This window comes from Verrucomicrobiota bacterium (assembly GCA_016200005.1).
Lineage (GTDB): Bacteria > Verrucomicrobiota > Verrucomicrobiia > Limisphaerales > PALSA-1396 > PALSA-1396.
In genome coordinates this window covers 85,231-104,164 of record JACQFP010000066.1, presented here as the reverse complement: position 1 = coordinate 104,164, position 18,934 = coordinate 85,231, and the positions used below count along the sequence as shown (strand labels likewise).

19 protein-coding genes are annotated in these 18,934 nt (G+C 58.2%); 18 read left to right on the top strand and 1 reads right to left on the bottom strand.

The window, feature by feature from the left end; all coding sequences use genetic code 11:
- The first annotated feature begins 269 nt into the window (after positions 1 to 269).
- From HY298_22810 to HY298_22750, 13 genes are all read left to right on the top strand, one after another.
- Positions 270 to 722, top strand: a complete 453-nt coding sequence (locus HY298_22810; protein ID MBI3853092.1) for a hypothetical protein — start codon at positions 270 to 272, stop codon at positions 720 to 722.
- 29 nt (positions 723 to 751) lie between these two features.
- The gene (locus HY298_22805) at positions 752 to 1,270 is read left to right on the top strand and encodes a phage tail protein (GenBank protein MBI3853091.1); all 519 of its coding nucleotides are present in this window, start codon (positions 752 to 754) and stop codon (positions 1,268 to 1,270) included.
- A gap of 10 nt (positions 1,271 to 1,280) precedes the next feature.
- Positions 1,281 to 1,784 carry a phage tail protein gene (locus HY298_22800; GenBank protein MBI3853090.1) on the top strand — a complete coding sequence of 168 codons (504 nt, stop codon included), beginning with the start codon at positions 1,281 to 1,283 and terminating at the stop codon, positions 1,782 to 1,784.
- Positions 1,785 to 1,792: 8 nt separating this feature from the next.
- The gene (locus HY298_22795) at positions 1,793 to 2,317 is read left to right on the top strand and encodes a phage tail protein (protein MBI3853089.1); all 525 of its coding nucleotides are present in this window, start codon (positions 1,793 to 1,795) and stop codon (positions 2,315 to 2,317) included.
- 37 nt (positions 2,318 to 2,354) lie between these two features.
- Complete coding sequence (locus tag HY298_22790; protein ID MBI3853088.1) at positions 2,355 to 2,870, top strand: GNAT family N-acetyltransferase; 516 nt, start codon at positions 2,355 to 2,357, stop codon at positions 2,868 to 2,870.
- Positions 2,867 to 8,146 carry a cadherin-like domain-containing protein gene (locus HY298_22785; GenBank protein MBI3853087.1) on the top strand — a complete coding sequence of 1,760 codons (5,280 nt, stop codon included), beginning with the start codon at positions 2,867 to 2,869 and terminating at the stop codon, positions 8,144 to 8,146. Before HY298_22790 ends, HY298_22785 begins: the two co-directional genes overlap by 4 nt.
- A 200-nt stretch (positions 8,147 to 8,346) precedes the next feature.
- A complete protein-coding gene (locus HY298_22780) occupies positions 8,347 to 8,889 on the top strand; it encodes a hypothetical protein (GenBank protein ID MBI3853086.1) in 543 nt (180 codons plus the stop codon).
- Positions 8,890 to 9,043: 154 nt separating this feature from the next.
- The gene (locus tag HY298_22775) at positions 9,044 to 9,352 is read left to right on the top strand and encodes a type II toxin-antitoxin system HigB family toxin (protein ID MBI3853085.1); all 309 of its coding nucleotides are present in this window, start codon (positions 9,044 to 9,046) and stop codon (positions 9,350 to 9,352) included.
- Positions 9,349 to 9,777 carry a helix-turn-helix domain-containing protein gene (locus HY298_22770; protein ID MBI3853084.1) on the top strand — a complete coding sequence of 143 codons (429 nt, stop codon included), beginning with the start codon at positions 9,349 to 9,351 and terminating at the stop codon, positions 9,775 to 9,777. The genes HY298_22775 and HY298_22770 overlap by 4 nt, the downstream gene beginning before the upstream one ends.
- 12 nt (positions 9,778 to 9,789) lie before the next feature.
- Positions 9,790 to 9,960, top strand: a complete 171-nt coding sequence (locus tag HY298_22765; protein MBI3853083.1) for a hypothetical protein — start codon at positions 9,790 to 9,792, stop codon at positions 9,958 to 9,960.
- Positions 9,957 to 10,199 carry a hypothetical protein gene (locus HY298_22760; protein MBI3853082.1) on the top strand — a complete coding sequence of 81 codons (243 nt, stop codon included), beginning with the start codon at positions 9,957 to 9,959 and terminating at the stop codon, positions 10,197 to 10,199. Before HY298_22765 ends, HY298_22760 begins: the two co-directional genes overlap by 4 nt.
- 119 nt (positions 10,200 to 10,318) lie before the next feature.
- Entirely contained in the window at positions 10,319 to 10,594 is a 276-nt protein-coding gene (locus HY298_22755) for a hypothetical protein (protein MBI3853081.1), read from the top strand.
- Between the two features lie 436 nt (positions 10,595 to 11,030).
- Positions 11,031 to 12,221: an iron-containing alcohol dehydrogenase gene (locus HY298_22750; protein ID MBI3853080.1), complete on the top strand. Its 1,191-nt coding sequence runs from the start codon at positions 11,031 to 11,033 to the stop codon at positions 12,219 to 12,221.
- Between the two features lie 129 nt (positions 12,222 to 12,350).
- On the opposite strand, the gene HY298_22745 is transcribed toward HY298_22750, so the two are convergent.
- A complete protein-coding gene (locus HY298_22745) occupies positions 12,351 to 12,731 on the bottom strand; it encodes a hypothetical protein (GenBank protein MBI3853079.1) in 381 nt (126 codons plus the stop codon).
- 133 nt (positions 12,732 to 12,864) lie between these two features.
- Here HY298_22745 and HY298_22740 point away from each other — a divergent pair, with 133 nt between their 5' ends.
- From HY298_22740 to HY298_22720, 5 genes are all read left to right on the top strand, one after another.
- A complete protein-coding gene (locus HY298_22740) occupies positions 12,865 to 14,502 on the top strand; it encodes a peptidyl-prolyl cis-trans isomerase (GenBank protein ID MBI3853078.1) in 1,638 nt (545 codons plus the stop codon).
- Between the two features lie 46 nt (positions 14,503 to 14,548).
- Complete coding sequence (locus HY298_22735) at positions 14,549 to 15,346, top strand: RluA family pseudouridine synthase (protein ID MBI3853077.1); 798 nt, start codon at positions 14,549 to 14,551, stop codon at positions 15,344 to 15,346.
- A 175-nt stretch (positions 15,347 to 15,521) separates the two neighbouring features.
- Positions 15,522 to 15,851 carry a DUF485 domain-containing protein gene (locus tag HY298_22730; protein ID MBI3853076.1) on the top strand — a complete coding sequence of 110 codons (330 nt, stop codon included), beginning with the start codon at positions 15,522 to 15,524 and terminating at the stop codon, positions 15,849 to 15,851.
- Entirely contained in the window at positions 15,848 to 16,252 is a 405-nt protein-coding gene (locus HY298_22725; GenBank protein ID MBI3853075.1) for a four helix bundle protein, read from the top strand. The genes HY298_22730 and HY298_22725 overlap by 4 nt, the downstream gene beginning before the upstream one ends.
- Before the next feature lie 38 nt (positions 16,253 to 16,290).
- Complete coding sequence (locus tag HY298_22720; GenBank protein ID MBI3853074.1) at positions 16,291 to 18,870, top strand: cation acetate symporter; 2,580 nt, start codon at positions 16,291 to 16,293, stop codon at positions 18,868 to 18,870.
- Positions 18,871 to 18,934 lie beyond the last annotated feature (64 nt).

Sequence of the window (18,934 nt, the reverse complement as noted above, 5' to 3'; positions counted from 1 at the left end):
GCCCCGATGGAGACATTTACTACCTCCGCCACGCTCCAGACCCAGAAGCCAAACCCATCGTTCTGCTCCATTGCCCAGTGTTCTGAATCCATTCCAACTTTGATCGCACACTCTTTTCCAACTTTGTTTGCTACACGACAGTTGCGTACTAAAACATTGACCTCTCCTTGCGGTTACGGTAACAGTTGATGTGGTTGCCGACCTGATGAACAACGTTGGGTCGTATGCTGTTGGATCGGCGTTACACTTTGCATACTCGTCGTGAATTCTTGAGTGACTCTGCCAGGCTGGCAGCCGGCGCCGTGTTGGCCCCTGTGCTGGTACTCAACGCCTCAGCCAGCAGGAGAACCGTACCGCTTGAAGACATCAGCTTCGCGGCGTTCGCCGCGCGCGTCGGTGGCCGATTCCGTGTTTATGACCACGCGGGTGCCCCGGTGCAACTCGAACTCGCCGAAGCGCGGTGGCGTCCGTCGCCCGGGGATCCTTCGGCACCGATTGCGGAGGATGCGCAGAACGAAAAGTTTGCGTTGCGCTTCATCGGGCCACCAACCAGACCGTTGCCGCAGGACACCTACTGGTTTGAGCACGCCGACTTGGGACTTTTCACCATGTTCATCGTGCCGGTTGGCATCCAGCACCGGAACTATTGTGACTACGAGGCCATTTTTAATCGTCCGGTGACGCACGATTCAGGACAACGCTCCAGCCGCCACCTGCGATAGGATGAGAGAAGAAACCGAATCAGAAGCTTATGGCCGAACCGTTTCTAAGTGAAATCAGGTTGATGAGTTTCGGATTTGCGCCGAAAGGTTGGGCTTTGTGCAACGGCCAGCTCCTGCCGATCAACCAGAATCAGGCGCTGTTCTCGTTGTTGGGAACCACCTACGGCGGCGATGGTCGTGTAAACTTTGCCTTGCCCAATCTTCAAGGCCGCGTACCTATCCACGTCGGCAACGGTCACACGTTGGGCGAAAACGGCGGCGAGCAGTCGCATACACTGACCATTGACGAAATGCCGGCGCACACACATGTTCCAACTGCCTCGCTGGACACTGGAGCGAATCCGAGTCAGCCGCCCTTCACTCCGAATCCGGGAAACAACTTTCTCGGCGGGGCCAACAATGTTTATGCCGGGCCTGCCAACCTGACCACGTTGCGCCCGGACGCGGTGACCAATGTTGGTGGCAGCCAGGCTCACCTCAACATGCAGCCGTTCCTGACCATCAGCTTTTGCATCGCGTTGCAGGGAATCTTTCCATCCCAGAACTGAGGACAAAACCATGGCACAACCCTACGTCGGAGAAATTAGAATGTTCGGCGGCAACTTCGCGCCGGCCGGCTGGATGTTTTGCGAAGGACAGTTGCTGCCCATCTCGGAAAACGAGACGTTGTTCAACCTAATCGGCACTACCTACGGCGGCGACGGACAAAGCACCTTTGCGCTGCCCGACCTGCGCGGTCGGTTGCCAATCCATCAAGGCAACGGTTTTGTTCTGGCTGAAACCGGCGGAGTTGAAGAAGTGACGCTCACTGTTCAACAGATTCCCATTCACGCTCATCCATTGCTGGCTTCGACGAACGCCGGCAATCAGGCGAACCCAGGGAACAATGTGATTGCGGCGTCACCGACCATTAAAATGTTCACGCAAGGCCCGCCCGCTGTGGCCTTGAACACCGCGGTTCTGCCGAGCGTCGGCGGCAGCCAGCCGCACACCAACTTCCAGCCCTACCTTTGCGTAAGTTTTATCATCAGTCTGTTCGGGATCTTCCCGTCTCCAACCTAAGAAAAATCATGGCCGATCCATTTGTCGCTGAAATCCGAATCTTCCCGTTCAACTTTGCGCCCAAAGGTTGGGCTTTTTGCAACGGGCAGCTCCTGCCCCTCTCGCAGAATACCGCTCTCTTCTCGCTTCTCGGTACTACTTATGGTGGCGATGGAAGGAGCACGTTTGCCTTGCCCGATCTTCAAGGTGCCGCACCGATGCACCCGGGACAGGGTCCCGGTCTTTCCAATCACGATTTGGGAGAAACCGGCGGCTCCGACATTGTCACGTTGCTGGATTCGGAGATTCCCGCGCATACTCACATTGTTCAAGCCGCGACGGATCCCGCCGACGTCCAGGCGCCCGACCCAACCGTCTCACTCGCGAGGTCCGCGAATGGATTCGCGTATCGCACCACGGCCAATTCACCCACTCAAATGTCCAGTGCGATGATGGCTGTGGCTGGCGGCAGTCAGCCGCACAACAACCTGATGCCCTACCTCACCCTGAATTTTTGCATCGCTCTACAAGGAGTGTTTCCACCGCGAACGTAAACTGGCCGGCACTAACGCGACAGATTGTCCGTTGCTTATGCTCCTCTCCAAAACAACCCTGCAAGATCGCGTGAGTCTTCGCGCGGTGCGCGAAGGGGACGAGGCGTTTCTCTTCGAGGTTTACGCCAGCACGCGTCAGGAAGAACTGGCCCAGATCGGCTGGGGAGAACCGCAGCGCGAAAGATTCTTGCGGATGCAGTTCGAGGCGCAACGTCGCTCTTATGAATCCGATTATCCCGGCGCTAACTTTCAAATCATCCTTGTCGAAGGACAACCGGCGGGCCGGTTATACGTTCATCGGCGGGAGCACGAGATTCGGATCATGGACATCGCGCTGTTGCCTCAGTACCGCAACCAAGGTATCGGAACCAAATTGCTCGGAGATATTCTCGCGGAGGCCGCGCGGCTGGGCAAACAGGCGACAATCTACGTGGAAAGTTTTAACCGGGCGCGCGGTTTGTACGAACGACTTGGATTTAAGAAGATTGCCAGCAACGGTGTTTACAACCTGATGAAGTGGTTGCCGAATTCAGAAGAGAACTTTCTACGATGAAAACGACGTGCTTCCTGATGTTTATTGCCGCAGTTTTGATGGCTGGCAACGCCTCTGGAGTGGTTTCCATTTCCGCGACCAAGACAGCGCAGTTGGCCGTGGACAATAATAGCAACGGCAATGCCGACGCGGGGGACACGCTAAAATACACCGTCGTGATCACGAACAGCGGCCCGATCGGCGTCACGAACGCGGTGTTCAGCGACCCACTCGACCCCAACGTAACCTTGGTGAACGGTTCGGTGAATGTCTCGCCGCTGGCGAAGGACGACGCCTACACCGCCATCGGCAACACCTTGCTGCGCGTGGGCGGCGGCGCGGGCGCCGGGCCGGAGCTATTTGTGCCGGGAGGCAGCGTGACGAATAACGACGCCGAGTTTCTCGGCGATTCGTTCACCCTGACGCCCATCGTCAATGGCCTCACTGCCAATGGCGGCACGGTCAATCTGGCCGCCAATGGCACGTTTACGTATCTGCCGGGGGCGGGCTTTGTAGGCACAGACACTTTCAATTACACCATCACGGACACCGGAGGGCTGACGGGCTTGGCGACTGTAACCCTCAATGTGAGTAATCGCGTTTGGTACGTGAACAACACTGGCACCAATGGCACCGGTCGCTCCTCGTCGCCGTTCGACAACCTCGCTTCCGCACAGGCCGCGTCCTTCGCTGCCGACATCATTTTCGTTTACCAGGGCAGCGGCGCCTATACCGGCGGCATTACTCTGAAGAACAACCAACAACTCATCGGTCAGGGCGTCAACTTGGTGGTCAACGGTTACACGCTGGTCACCGCAACCAGCCGGCCTGCCATCAGCAGTTCGGGTACAGACGCAATCGCACTTGCCAGTGGGAATTCGGTGTTGGGACTGAGCGCAACCGGCAGCGCAGGGCGCGGAATTTTCGGAACCATTGTTGGAACGCTCACCATCAGCAACGTCCTTGTGTCGGCCACGAATGCCACGGCCGTGGACCTCGAGAACGGAACCCTTAACGTTTTCCTCATCAGCGTTTCAGCGACCAACGGTCCCAATGGCATTGTGCTGAACAACACCGCCGGCAGCTTCGCCGTCACCGGGACCGGCGTGGCCAGCAGCGGCGGAAGGATCCAAAAAACGATTGGCGGCGATGGCGCGAGCGCTGGCATCGGCGTCCGCCTGATCAATGCTCAGAATGTTTCGCTCGCCTCGATGCAACTCAATGACCATCCGAATTTCGGCATCTTTGGCAGCGGCGTGACGAACCTGACGATCATCAGCAACTCGATCACCGGCCTCAATGGCAACAGCACGTTGCAGACGCCGGACGAAGGCGCGGTGATCCTCAACGGACTCTATGGCACCGCTTCAATCACCGGAAGCACCATCAGCGGCGGCGTCAAAGACAACCTGCGCGTATTGAATTCTTCCAACTCCCTGAACCTGACCATCAGTGCCTGCACGATCCAGAACAATCAAGCCACCGGGAACGACGGCATTCAAATCCAGGGCCAGGGCACCGCCAATCTCACTGCAAGCGTCACCGGCTGCACTTTCCGCACAAACGCCAACAGCCACTTCCACGCGAACGCCCAGGACACCGCGGTGATGAGCATTACTTTTTCCAACAACACACTGACCTATGGACACTCATCGCTGGTGGGCGGGAACATTGTGGTTTCGACTGGCAACCACAACGCGCCCGGTTCGCTCAATTACATGATCGCCGGCAACACCATTTCCGGCACCGTGCAAGGCGGTGCCATCACCGCCAACAAAGGCATCGGCACCAGCGTGGTGACCGGCACCATCTCGAACAACGTCGTCGGCCTCCAGGGCGTCGCCGATTCCGGCTCGGCCCAGGGTGATGGCATTGATGTGGAGTCGCACGATGCCGGCAGTCATTCGGTAACGATCAGCAGCAACCGTGTCTATCAATACAACAATGTTGGCATCGAAATGATCACGGGCGAAGGTGCCGGCACCGCAGCGCTCAACGTCAAGATTACCGGCAATACGGTCACCAATCCGGGCACCTTCGCCATCAACGGCGTCTTGTTGAACGCCGGCACGCTGGTCGGCAACGCCAATGCGGTCTGCCTCCAGTTCGGTGGCGCGGGCGCGCTGGCCAATTCGATTGCCGGCAGTGGCGCCAACGGCGCGACCGACTTCCGGCTCCGCCAGCGAAACAGCACCACGGTACGATTGCCCGGCTACGCCGGCGCCGCCGCCGATACCGCTGCGGTCATTGCCTTTGCTCAAGGCAACAACAGCGGGAGCGGAATCCCGACCGGCAGCGCGACGGTGAACGTTCCACCCGGCGGCGGTTTCGTGGGTGGCGCGGCTTGCAGCACACCGCTGATTGCTGCGCCCGGCGGTGTGCAAGCGGCTATCCTCGCGGAGATCAAGCCGCGCACTTCATCGGAGCCGTCCGCCTCTACCGCGACGCTGACCGTTGCGAGTCCGAATGACTTCGACACAGCAGAGGACGACACGATTCTGAACGACGCCAGGTTGGAAGACATCGTCGCAGCCGCCGAGCAACGCTGGCGGGCCGCCGGGTTGACGAGTGAGCAGGTCGCCGCATTGCAGCAGGTAGAATTCAAAGTAACCGACCTGGCCGGTTGGTATCTCGGTTCTTCCACGTTGAACCAAGTGACGCTGAGTCCGAATGCCGCCGGTCACGGCTGGTTCATTGATCCCACACCCTTGGATGATTCTGAGTTCGCAAACGCGGCTATAGCGACTCGACTCTACGCTGATCCGCACAGCCTACCGGCCGGTCGGATCGATCTGCTCACCGCCGTGATGCACGAGATGGGTCACGCCGCGGGTTTGGCGGACAGCTACGCTTCAGAAGCCAGAGACAACGTCATGTACGGCTTTCTCACCACGGGCGAAAGGCGATTGCCGGTTTCAGGTCAGGCTTCCGGCGCTCAACCGGGCAGCCAGAGCGGCGCACATTATTTGTTCACGCCGATCAACCTCGGCACGCTTCCCTCGGGGAAAGGGGTCACGATCGTTTTCCAGGTGACGATCAACAGTCCTTTGCCATCAGGCGTCTGTCAGGTCACCAATCAAGGTGTGGTTACCGCCGACGGCGGCATCAACGTCGTGACGGACGATCCCACGACAACCACTTTGAATGACGCCACGGTCACCTTGGTCAGCCCGGTTGCAACGCCAACAATTACACCGTCGCCGGCGAGTGTTAGTGCGAATTCCTTCGGCAACCAGGCCGGCGCTCCGAGTGGTTATGCCGGCTACGCGTGGACCATCGTGAACGGCACCATCACCAGTGCGGCGAATGTTCAGACCATCTCCTACACCGCCGGCGCCTCGGGCAACGTGACGCTTGGATTGACCGTGTTCAATGCCTCCGGTTGCAGTGCCGGCACTTCCGTCAACGTCCCGATCTTTTTCGCACCGCCGCCCGCCTTCATCAGTGAAGGTTGCTCGTTCAAGACCAATTATTTTGCCAATCTCCTGTTTGCCGACACTCCGCTTCAGTACACCGTCATGACAATGGCGTTTGACGGGACCAACTACTGGTGCGCGCATGGCGGCGCTGCGAGCGTGACGAATCTTGCCCGCTACAGCGCGTCGGGAACATTGATTGCCACGTACCAGCCGGGACTGGATTTCCGTTCCGTATTTACCAATGCGAGCGGGCAGGTTCTGGCGCGGGCGTATGCCGACCCGATCATTTACCGGCAGGTGTCGCCGGGAGTTTTCACCAATTCCGGCGTCACGCTGACCGGCGGCAGCCTCGACTCACAATCGTCGGTGGTGTTGAACGGGGCTGGCACGGAATACATCGCGATGGCGGACGGAGTGGTTTCGCGCTGGAGCACGAACGGCGCATATTTGGGCAGCGTCAACCTCCAGGGGTTCGGGTCGGTCGCCGGGGAAACCAACTCTCCGCAAAGCCGTGGCATTGCCGCGGTCGGCGGCTTCTGGTTGACTTACAACGGCGGCGGCATCCTGTCGATTTGGGACGGTGCCGGCAACCGCGTTACCCAGGCAGTCTTGTCTGGCGCCGGCACCAGTTTCGACTCGGCCTATAGTTTCAGCTACTGCAACGGCAAGGTCTTCATCGTGGACGACCTAGGCGGACTGTGGCGAGGTTATGACGTTTGCAACGGATCACGCGCGGCGATTTTTGCGGCGGAGGGTGTGGACACCTGGAACGCCGACGTGAAAAACAAACTCCTTGGTGTCGGCTCGATTTCGCAGGTGGACGTCATCCGCGTCGATGCCGGCAACCCCGTGCCGACGCTCGCCGATTTGCGGCGTTATCAGGCTGTGCTGGTCTATTCGGACATTGGATTCAACAACAACACGAACGTGGGCAATGCGCTCGCTGATTACGTCGATCTGGATGGTGGAGTGGTGCTGGCAACCTTTGGCTTCTACGATTCCAGCGGTCCAGGTCTCCAAGGTCGATTTGTCACCGGCGGTTATCTGCCCTTCACGACTGGGGGTCAGGCGCAACCCGGTAATCTAACGTTGGCAGCAGACCTGCCGCTTCATCCGATCCTCGATGGCGTTAATTTGTTCAATGGCGGATCGTCAAGCTTTCACAACAATCCGATCAGCATTGCTTCAGGGGCTGCCCTCGTTGCCCATTGGAGCAATGGTCAACCGCTCGTGGGGGCTAAAGAAATTGCGCCGGGCCGAACCGCGGGTTTGAATTTCTTCCCGCCCTCCAGCGACGCCCGCAGCGATTTCTGGGTTGCCAGCACTGACGGCGCACGTCTCATGGCCAATGCACTCCTCTGGGCCGGTAAAGTTCCGCCGACCATTGTCACCAACCCGGCCAACCAGGTGGTCGTGTTGGGTGGGACGGTGGCGTTCAGTGTGAGCGCCGTGGGGAGCGCGCCTTTGAGTTATCAATGGCGCAAGGACGGGGTCAACCTTCCGGGAGAAACCAACAGCACGTTGACATTTGTCATGCAGCCCTGCAGCGGGGGCAACTACAATGTGGCCGTCTCGAATCCCTACGGTAAGGCCCTCAGCGCGAGTGCTGCCCTGAATCCGCCACTTCGTTTCCTTCCGCTCAGCGCCCCGTCTGGCGGGGGCCTGACGTTGTTCCTTGGGGGCGTGGACAATTGTTCGCTGACGGCTGAGCTCGTGTCGCATGTTCAGGTCTATGCCACGACCAACGTGTCGCTGCCATTGAGCAACTGGACATTGCTGGCGAATCCACTGGTGTTTACCAACGGACTGATCCGGGTGGATGGCGTGAACGCCGCCAATCCGTCGGTCAGGTTCTTCCGCGCGGTGGAAACGCCGTGATCGGCGCGCTGAGGGACACTTTCACGACCTTATTGCCAGTCTCCGGTGCTGCCCTTTAACCAGTCGCCAAGGTTCGTTTTTCGATCAACGCCACGGCTCGACCTGAATTTTGGCCGGATCGCCCACGCTAATTTCCAGAAGAGTGGCGTTGTGATACAGCGCCAGATTATCTCAACGGTGGTAACCCCAGCAGCCTCGCGTTGGAGGTTGCGGAACTGGGCGGGCACCACCTCGCCGTCGTCCATGTGGGCGGCGGCAGAAATCCGACGACATTCCAACTGGGTTCCAGTGTCACCGTCAAACCGTTCACCTGTCCGCCCTCCTCGCACGGCACGAATTACCAGTCGGTGTTCATGGCGATGAAATTCAGGAACGCCCGGTTTCTGTTCACCGGAGACGGTTACGACGAATACGAGAAACACCTTTTGCAATCGCCGAACCGGGCCGACCTGCCCGCGCACGTGCTGAAGATCACGCATCACTGCAGCTCAGGCGGTTCGTGTCAGGAATTTTTGGATGTTGTCAAGCCGCGCATCGCCGTCGCCACTTCCACCACGGATGCCGATCATCGGCTGGAACAGGACGTTCGCGGTCGTCTCGCACAGTACGCGGAGGTCTTCGACACGGCCACGGCCAACGGCGACGTGATCGTGCGCACGGACGGCAAGCTTCAGGCCATCGAAGGGAAACAAGGCATTCTCTTCGAAGTCGAAACCATCAGCCCTGGCCTTTACTTGCACTAACGGGCCGTTGAAGACGTGCCGCCTTCCCGAATCGCGGCTTTGGTGCGCCCCGGCGCGATGGAGAAGAATGTCGTGGAAGAGGTGTATTGAGGCGGACGGCCTTGCTAAAAAGCCCGGCATTGACAGATTTTCCTGCTGGATACAAATTGTCTCCGTGCGCATCATCAAAGAGGCGCTTCTGGTGCAGGCTGGACAGATGCATCCGCCCGCCGCTCGGCAATTGGAAACGTGGCGCAAGATTGTTAGAGCCGCATCCTGGCGAAACCCCGTTGATGTGCGGCAGACTTATCCCGATACCGACTCGGTGAAAGTCCGCAGCGGACGACAGGTGCTGGTGTTCAATGTGCGCCGTAACGACTATCGGTTGATCGTGGCGATGCACTTCAACCGGCAGATCGTTTACATGCTGCGCTTCCTGACGCACGCCGAATACAGCAAAGACCGTTGGAGAGAGACTTTATGAAGACGACACGCTCAAAAAATGATTTTGCCCGCCTGCCCAAGGACTACGCTGGACTTTGCCGGCTGCTCCTGCCTCGCCCTATTTCTGACAAGGTGGATTTCGACAACGTGACCGAAATCACCGACTCGATGGCCGGGCACAAACTGACCGCCGACCAGGAAGATTACTTCGATCTGCTCTGTCGCTTGATCGAGGACTACGAAAAGGAACACGCGCAACTCACCGCCCCAAAAGTCAGCGGCCGGGAGGCCCTGCAACACCTGCTGGATACCCACGACATGACCGCAGCGGATTTGGCGCGCTTGCTGGACGTTCACCGCACGTTGGGCGCAATGATCCTGCGCGGCGAACGACAACTGACCCTCAACCACGTCCGCATCCTTGCGAAGCATTTCGGCGTATCCGCCGACTTGTTCCTTGCGTGACTTGGGAGGACGATGCGTTTCCTCGAACGCGGAGAAGCTATCCGCCGCGAACCGCGCGCGCCCTACGCCTGGGACGAGGTGGCTGAAGTGCGCTCGTTCGGCGCGATGGAGCAGACGATTCTGGAAAGGGGCTTATTGAAACCAGTTGAAGCCGCAGGAGGATTTGCTAAGGTTAAGCCATGAAAATCGAAGAGTTGCGAACGATGCATCAAGCGCGGCCGTTCCGTCCATTTGCCATTCACACCGCTGATGGACGCACGTTCCCGATCCCGCACAACGAGTTTCTGGCCTACGACCAGAAAGGCGCGACCATCGTTGCGTTGCGAAATGACCACACGTTTTCGATCCTGGACCTCGACCTCGTTACCGAGTTGGAAGTGCTGCCGGCCAACGGAAAATCCAAAGGGCGCACAAAAAAGTAACGGTCCGGTGCGATGGAGAAAACGATTGTGGAGGGAGTGTACTGAAGTACGGGTAGGTATCAAGTCCCGCTCCGGTAATCCCTCTTGCGGAACTGCATCGCTTGTCCTTTCATTCGCCTGTGAAACCGGGACGAACACTTCTCGAGCTGGGCGCGGCGAATTGCTCGGACGCCGAACTTCTGGCGATCCTCATTGGAAGCGGCGGGCGCGGTTACTCGGCGATGGACAGCGCAAACGCTCTCCTCGATAAATACGGCACGCTCGCCGGATTGATGAACCGGCCGCTGGACGAAGTTGCGCAAATCAGAGGCATCAAAGTTGTACGTGCGATTCGTCTGGCCGCCGCGTATGAAATCTGTCAAAGATTGCTGAAAGAAGTCGCCCGCGACAGATGATGAAAACCCGCGAACTAGAGCGATCGGAAGAAGCATTGGCAAGCGTGGCAGTAGATGAGTAGAGCCTATTCATTGCGCGCGGCTTTCGTTTGAGCTGCATTTGCGAAAGTTCGGCTCGCACAGGTTTGACCTTGATTCGCGCGGCACATCGCTATCGCGGAGAGGGCCTTCGTTGAAGGCACACGCGGGTTTGAATTGGAACATTTGCGCAACGACCACAGGATTCACCACACGCTCGACAACCGGTTTGAGTTTCTTTACAAGGGGCGTTCGATGGAACAGGCCTGACCATTTCGGGTTGACCATTTCAGCGCGCGCATTGAACAGAAGCGGGAATTGTCGCGTCTGATTGCGGGTAGGGTTTGAAGCGTTCCGAATTGTTTTGAAATCAAAGACAAAAATATCGCGGGCACGGGCTGCTTTCCGGGAATTCGATCTGAGGGCGTTCGACCACCAACCGCGCACACGCCTGGTCTTTGGCGTCAACAGCGTCGCGCGCGTCGGCGAACTGGCGCGCGGCCTCGGCGCGAAAAGAGTCTTACTCGTCACCGATCCCGGCATTGTTGCCGCCGGCCATGCGGGACGGGTGCATCGCTTTCTCAGGGCCGCCGGTTTGAAGGTGACGATCTTTGATGAGGCGCGGGAAAATCCGACGACGGCTTGCGTCGATAATTGCACGGCGGTCGCCAGAAACGCGGGCATCGACACCATCGTCGGGTTGGGCGGCGGCAGCGCAATGGACACGGCGAAGGGTTGCAATTTCATTCTGACCAACGGCGGGCGTATGCGGGATTACTTGGGTCGAGGCAAAGCGACGAAGCCCATGCTGCCGTTGATCGCGATTCCGACCACTGCCGGCACCGGCAGCGAATGCCAGTCCTTCGCGCTCATCGCCGATGAAAAGACGCATCAGAAGATGGCTTGTGGTGACTCGAAAGCGGCGGCGCGCATCGCCATTCTCGATCCGGCACTCACGATTTCACAGCCGTTGGCGGTGACCGCGCATACCGGCATCGACGCCATCGCTCACGCCGTGGAAACCGCTGTCGCGAGGAATCGAAATGAACTCTCGCTGATGTATTCGCACGAGGCGTTCAAGCTGACGGTGCCGAATTTGCCGCGCGTCCTGAAAAACCCGAACGATCTCGCTGCGCGCGGCAGGATGTTGCTCGGCGCGGCGTTTGCGGGCACGGCAATCGAGAACAGCATGCTGGGCGCGGCGCACGCCGCGGCGAATCCGCTCACAGCGCATTACGGTGTGGTGCACGGCGAGGCGGTCGGCATCCTGTTGCCGCTCGTGGTTCGGTTCAACTCACGCGAGCCGCACGCGCGCCGGGCGTATGCGGAACTGGCTTCGGCGCCGGAGATCGCTTGTGTCAGCGACGGTTTGGAGAAGGCGGTGAATGCACTGATCGCACGGTTGGAAACGCTGTTGAACGCGGCGCAAATCGCCCGTTCGCTGGCGGAATGTGATGTGGAAAAATCCAAAATCAAACTGCTCGCGCGTGAAGCCGCTCAACAATGGACGGCATCTTTCAACCCGCGACCGATCACGGCAAGGGATTTTGAGTCGCTTTATCTGGCGGCGTTCAAGCCGCGCGGCAATGGCGACGGCAACGCCGGATGAAGCGACCTGACTGCCCGTTCAAACAGTAGCCGCCGAGGTAACGAGGCGGACAATTCGCTTCGACTGGCTGGGAAATCCACCTCCTCACGTCGGTGGCTACGTTGCAGTTCAAGATTTTTGAACAAGCTGCTATTTGTCCAGGATGGTCAGCTTGTATTCGCCGGACAATTTGCTGTCGTTGCGCGGATGGGGAATGCTGTTGTATTGGAAATCAAATTTGAACTTGTAGTAGGCCGCGTTGGTCGTGGCGGCCACGGGCACCAGCGTTTCCCAGCGATTTTTCATCAGCGGGGTGGGGCGCATCGGGTAGAAATCGACGCCGACCACCACGTATGGCTTGATGCTGTCCCAGCGCAGAGTTTGCTGTCGTGACGCCAGGGCGACCTCCACGGGATACAACCCGGTGGCATTTCGGGTCTGCTGCAACGGGGTGAGGTTGGTGATGGAAGAGCAACCCGCCAACAGCAAGGGCAGCAGCACGAGCGGAAAGAATTTCCTGATGTTTAACATAGGGCTGCGAGCGTCGCACAATCCGCCAGGGCTTGTAAAGTTGGATTTAACGCCGCGCACCACCGCTTTTTGCGTTTGACCCGTGATGGTAAAGACGGCTAGGGTGCGCCCTCTAATTTTTTGAGATAACTTTATGTTCGGCACGATTCGACGTCATCAAACCTGGTTGTGGTGGGCCATCATTGTGATCATCGTGATCAGCTTTGTGGTTTTCTTTTCCCCGTATTCCAAGATGTCCGGCCCCACCCGCGGTAGAGCGGATTATGGCATGGTCAACGGCCATCCCATCAGCGAGGAGGAGTTTCTGGCCGCCCAACGCGATGTTTATCTGCGCTATTTCGTGACGCATGGCGACTGGCCGGACCGGGATGCCGAGGCCAAACGAACGAGTTTCAACGTCAATCGCGAAACCTACAATCAGGTGCTGCTGAACGAGAAGATGAAGGACCTGAATATCCAGGTGAGCAGCGAGGCGGTTGCCCGCCTGGCGGCGGAAGTGTTGCGCTCTTCGTCTTATGAAACTTTTTTGGAGCGGGTCCTGCGGCCCGCCGGCTTTCGCGAAAGCGATTTCGCCCGTTTCATCCGTCATGAATTGGGCATCCAACAGATGATTTCCGTGTTGGGACTGAGCGGCCAGTTGATCACACCGCACGAGGGGGAAACGCTCTACCGCCGTGAGCAGCAGGAGATGGCCACGGAAGCGGTGTTCTTCACCAGCTCGAATCACCTGGCGTCCGTCGTCGTGACGCCCGAAGCGGTCGGCCGGTTTTATACCAATCAAATGCCGCGCTACCGCCTGCCCGACCGCGTGCAGGTCCGTTACGTGAAGTTTGCGATGACCAATTTTTTTGTGGAAGCCGATGTGGAGATGGCGAAGCTGACCAACCTCAATGAGCGATTGGAATACATCTATCAGAAACGCGGCACCAATTATTATCGGGAGGCCAAATCACCGGAAGAGGCCAAGGAGAAGATCAAGGTGGAGATGCACAATGAACTAGCTTTGCTGGGTGCCCGAAAAGCGGCCGCTGTATTTGCCACCGAGCTGTCCGACCTCTCGCCCCAGCGCGCCGACAATCTGGACAAGCTCGCCGCGCAAAAGAAACTGGAGGTCAAAGTCACCGCGCCGTTCGACATTCAGGACGGTCCGGTGGAGTTCCTGTCCCCGCCGAATTTCACCAAGGCCGCCTTTTCTCTCACGGAACAGGAACCGTTCGCCAATCCCATCGCCGGTGAGGACGGTGTTTATGTCATCGCCTTCCAGAAAAAAATTCCCAGCGAGATCCAGCCGCTGGACAAGATTCGCGAGCAGGTGACGGCCGATTACCGGTTTGTTCAGGCGATCCAACTGGCGCGCCAGGCCGGCACCAACTTTTCGACCGCGTTGACCGCTGGTCTGGCGGCGGGGAAAACCTTTGCCGCCGTGTGCGAAGAAGCGAAAGTCAAACCGGTGACCTTGCCGTCCTTTTCGCTGGCGTCGCGCACGTTGCCCGGGTTCGAGGAGCGGATCAATTTGTCCTTTCTCAAGGAAATCGCTTTCAAGACGCCCGTGGGCAAGACCAGCGGCTTCGTTCCCACGAGCGAAGGAGGGATGGTGCTTCATGTCATGTCGCAACTGCCGGTGGACGAATCCAGATTGAAAGCCGATTTGCCTAACTATCTCAGATCGGTCCGCCAGTCGCGACAACTCGAGATCTTCAACGATTGGTTTCGCAAACAGATGGAACTGGGTTACCTGCAAATCCCCAGAGGCCAGGTGAGTCAGCAATAACAGCGACCTCGGCGCGTTGACCGAATTGGAAGGCGGGAGGAATTCTGTGAACAACCCCATCAAACTTTCTTCGCCGGCCACCCGCGAGTTTTGGGAAATCCCCGTGCTGTTCGAGGACGCACACCTGCTCGCGATCGACAAGCCGGGCCATCTGCTGACGTCGCCGGATCGCTTCGACGCGCACCGGCCAAACCTGATGACATTGCTTCACGCCGGCATCGAGCGCGGCGCGGCATGGGCCAGACAACGCGGGTTGTCCTACCTCATGAACGCACACCGGCTTGATTTCGAAACCGGCGGCGTCCTGTTGCTTGCCAAAAGCAAACCCACGTTGATAGCCCTCGCGAATCTTTTCGGCACGGACAAGCCGGTAAGCAATTACGTTGCGCTGGTTCACGGTACGCCGCCAGAAGCCACGTTCACCGTCGAAGCGAAATTGGCGCCGCATCCGGCGAACGCCGGTTTGATCCGGGTCGATGAAAAACGCGGCAAACACGCGCAAACGCAGTTTGAAGTCCTGGAACAATTCTCCGGCTACGCGCTGTTGAATTGCCGGCCCGCAACCCGGCGCACGCACCAGATTCGGGTGCATCTGCGGCATGTCGGCCGGCCCGTTGTCGCCGACTCCCTTTACGGCGGCAGTCCGCTGTTGTTGTCGCGTCTGAAATCGACCTATCGATTGAAGCCCAATCAAACCGAGCGTCCGCTGATCTCGCGTGTGGCGCTGCACGCCGGCGAGATGACGTTCCCGCATCCCGTCACCGGCGCGACCGTTGCCATCACCGCGCCGTGGCCCCGGGATTTGACCGTGGCGGTAAAGTATCTGCGGCGCTATGCGAAGTGAAACGAAGCCGGGCGACTCTCAGTTTTTACAGAGGTCGCCGTGCGTGATGTGGGAGAACAAAAGTTGCCAGCGACGGTTGCGCCAAAAGGCTTCCAGGCACATCAACGATTCGTCTGGAGCTTGAAGGATGGAGCTTGGAATTGGCACCCCTGTCCGCTACAACACCGCACGACCCATGCAAAAGCCAACATCTGAAAAGCCGGACATGCACAGCGAGGAATTCCTGCACACGCTGATGCGGCGGCAACTCAAGCTCTCCATCGCCTGTGCTGCCACGTTCCTCCTCGCGCTGCTCGGCCTGCCGTTGCTGAACTATTTCTTTCCCGAAGTGATGGCCACGCGCGTGTTTGGGTTCACGCTGACGTGGTTCATTCTCGGCGTGTTGTTCTTTCCGCTCGTGTGGATCATCGCGTGGATTTTCATCAAACGTTCGATTGCGCTGGAAGAAAGTGAAGTGGAAGAGGTGAAAAGGGGAAAAGGAGAAAAGGAGAATACAAACCTATGAAATCAACTGTGAAGATTACGCACCATTGGCAATTGGACGTTTACAAACTTTCGGTGGAAGCAGCAATGCGGCTGTTTGAACTCTCGAAGCGATTCCCTCGCGAGGAAATGTATTCACTCACGGATCAGATGCGACGCTCGTCGCAGTCAGTTTCCGGTCACATTGCTGAGGGCTGGCGGCGGCGCCGATACGAAGCCGCGTTCTGCGATAAACTGAACGGCGGCGAAGCTGAGGCGGCCGAAACCCTATCGTGGATTGAATACTCTGTTCGCTGCGGCTACGTGACCGCCAAAGATGGTCGCGAACTCCATCGCGCCTACGACCGCATCCTCGGCAAACTAGTGAAGATGCAGAACAACCCGGACGTTTGGCTTTTGCCCAGACCAAGCAGACGCGCATAATCTCCTTTTCTCCCTTTCACCTTTTCCCCTCTGCCAGCATGAACTTCGCCACCATCGACCCGTGGATACTCGCCTTCAGCGCCATCACCGTCATCGCCACGGTCTGGGTCGGTTTTTGGTCGGCACGGAGATCGAAGACGGCCCACGATTTTTATGTGGCTGGACGCAGCGTCAGCGTGGGTTGGAATGCCAGCGCCATCTCCGGCGAATACCTCAGCGCCGCCAGCTTCATGGGCGTGGCCGGGATGGTGATGAGCAGTGGCTACGATGCGCTGTGGTATCCGGTTTGTTACGCGTGCGGATATTTGTTCCTGCTGCTGTTCATCGCCGGGCCGCTGCGGCGCTTCGGGGCTTATACGATTCCCGATTTCGCCGAAGGCCGATTCGACTCGCCGCTGTTCCGCAAGATCGCCGTCGTGTTCGTGCTGTTCATCGGATTTTTTTACACGATGCCGCAGATGAAAGGCGCAGGGACGACGCTGGCCTACATTTTCCCCGGCCTGCCGTATTGGGCGGGCGTGGTGCTGGTGGGCGCGGTCATCACGCTTAACGTCGCGCTCGGCGGCATGAAAGGCATCACGCTGGTGCAGGCGTTTCAATACTGGGCCAAGATGTTCGCCATCTCCGTGCCCATCTTCGTCCTCATGGCGGTCTATGGACATTATGGGAAGCAACTCGGGGCGAATGATGGTCGTCGATCACCCGGCGGTCATAGCCTCACTAATGCCTCATTGGCCGAGTCGGACAGTCAGGTTCAAGACTCAGCAAGCCCGACTGCTTCAACCGCGGATTTAGATGGAATACACGCGCCCAGCTTAACCTTGGCTTTGCCACCTGGGCCAATCATGACTTATGGAAATGCGATAGAACCGCCAGCCATGACGAATAAATTTGGCCCCGTCACCGCCACGGTTAGAGTAACGTCTGCTGGACCCACCGGGGCTGTGGATGTGGCGGGATTAAGTCTACCGTTACCATCAACCGTTGCCGCAAAATTACTTCCAAAGCGAAAATCTGACTTCTTCGACCTCAAGGCTGGAATCATGCGGTTTGAGCTTCCTGAAAAAGCCCCCGCCGATTCGACCTGGCTTTCTCCCTTCGGCCCACTCACGACCAAAGCCGCCAAGACTGGACTCGCTTTGGATTTGTCATCGCGGCAATCTGAATTGCTCAATACAAATCGCTATTTCATTTACCAACCGTCAAGCTGGGATACGGGATGGCGGCCTTCGGTTTTACAACGCGCGACGCGGCCACTCAGCGAGTTCGGGCGGCTCATTACCGGTCAGAAGTATTCGGCGAGCGGAATCGCTTCTTTCGGAGTAGCAATGCGAATTTACTCTGAATTTAGTCAGAGCAGCGTCCATTTTGAAAAGTCCCTTACCAACGTTGTCTTCCAATCGGTCAACCTCTCGGCGAAGTCGCGAACGCAACTCTTTCGAGAGTTCGAGACGCTGGCAATCAGCAATGGAGTCGCCTTGGTAAGCGGCTCGAACAATTCCGTTTGGGCAGTGCCATCCGCCGATGCACCGTCGCTCAAATCTGCTTTGCGCGTGCTCGAAGCCAAAGCGCGTCCAGTGCGGCTTTACGCCTTGCTCTACACTTATTCACTCATCATCGCGCTGGTCTGCGGCACGGCGGGGTTGCCGCACATCCTGGTGCGCTTCTACACCAACCCCGATGGCGTCGCCGCCAAGCGCACCACCATGTGGGTGATGATTCTCATCGGCGTCTTTTATCTCTTTCCGCCCGTGTTCGGCGTGATGGGGCGCAACCTCATGCCGCAACTCTACGAAGGTGTCGGCGCGAAAGGGACGGATAAGGTGGTGTTGGAGTTGCCGCGCATTCTGAACGAGCATGGGGGTGGAGGAGAAAAGGAGCAGAGGGGAAAAGGAGCAGGGGAGCGCGGGGGAACAGTCTCCTCTGCTCCCTTTCCCCCTTTCTCCTCTGCTGCTACGAACACGCAGAAACCGTCCAGCGGTATCCCCTGGGGTTCAATCTTGAGCGGCATCACCTGCGCCGGTGCGTTCGCCGCGTTTATGAGCACGTTCAGCGGTTTGCTTGTCTCGATGACCGGCGCGCTGGCGCATGACGTCTATGGCCGGATGCTGCGGCCAAAGTCCACGCCGCAGCAGCGAATGCGCGCGTTCAAGATTTGCGCTGTGATCGTGGGCGCAGTCGCCATCCTGCTCGGCATGCAAGTCGAACCATTTCAAATCAACTTCATGGTCGGGCAGGCGTTTGCGATTGCGGCGGCGAGTTATTTTCCGTTGCTCTTCATGAGCGCGTGGTGGCGCGGCATGACGATGCGCGGCGCGGCCACCGGCATGTTGGCGGGCGGATGTCTCGCGTTGCTGGGCATTTCGTTGACCAGCTTCAGCGATTTGAAATGGCTGCCGCTCGATTCATTTTGGGCGGGTCATCCGCTGTTGCGCATTCTCTGCGAACAACCGGCGATCTGGACCGTGCCGCTGGCGATCACGCTGATGATTGTCGTTTCCAAAATGACCCGCACAGAAATCCCGTCCGATGTGCGGATGAAGATGCTGGTGCTTCACGCGCCGGAGAAACTCGGCCTCAAGCAGGAATACATTCAGGAACATCAGCACGGACACTGAAAAGCTCCAAGCCCCAAGCTCCAACATCCAGAGAAACTTCAAGCTCCAAGCACCAAGCCACGCA

Excerpts from the sequence above, each read along its gene's own strand:
- HY298_22800 (MBI3853090.1), top strand. The coding sequence starts at position 1,281 with ATGGCACAACCCTACGTCGGAGAAATTAGAATGTTCGGCGGCAACTTC.
- HY298_22785 (MBI3853087.1), top strand. The coding sequence starts at position 2,867 with ATGAAAACGACGTGCTTCCTGATGTTTATTGCCGCAGTTTTGATGGCT.
- HY298_22725 (MBI3853075.1), top strand. The coding sequence starts at position 15,848 with ATGAAATCAACTGTGAAGATTACGCACCATTGGCAATTGGACGTTTAC.
- HY298_22770 (MBI3853084.1), top strand. The coding sequence starts at position 9,349 with ATGAAGACGACACGCTCAAAAAATGATTTTGCCCGCCTGCCCAAGGAC.
- HY298_22795 (MBI3853089.1), top strand. The coding sequence starts at position 1,793 with ATGGCCGATCCATTTGTCGCTGAAATCCGAATCTTCCCGTTCAACTTT.
- HY298_22730 (MBI3853076.1), top strand. The coding sequence starts at position 15,522 with ATGCAAAAGCCAACATCTGAAAAGCCGGACATGCACAGCGAGGAATTC.
- HY298_22805 (MBI3853091.1), top strand. The coding sequence starts at position 752 with ATGGCCGAACCGTTTCTAAGTGAAATCAGGTTGATGAGTTTCGGATTT.
- HY298_22760 (MBI3853082.1), top strand. The coding sequence starts at position 9,957 with ATGAAAATCGAAGAGTTGCGAACGATGCATCAAGCGCGGCCGTTCCGT.
- HY298_22740 (MBI3853078.1), top strand. The coding sequence starts at position 12,865 with ATGTTCGGCACGATTCGACGTCATCAAACCTGGTTGTGGTGGGCCATC.
- HY298_22790 (MBI3853088.1), top strand. The coding sequence starts at position 2,355 with ATGCTCCTCTCCAAAACAACCCTGCAAGATCGCGTGAGTCTTCGCGCG.
- HY298_22720 (MBI3853074.1), top strand. The coding sequence starts at position 16,291 with ATGAACTTCGCCACCATCGACCCGTGGATACTCGCCTTCAGCGCCATC.
- HY298_22745 (MBI3853079.1), bottom strand. The coding sequence starts at position 12,731 with ATGTTAAACATCAGGAAATTCTTTCCGCTCGTGCTGCTGCCCTTGCTG.
- HY298_22765 (MBI3853083.1), top strand. The coding sequence starts at position 9,790 with ATGCGTTTCCTCGAACGCGGAGAAGCTATCCGCCGCGAACCGCGCGCG.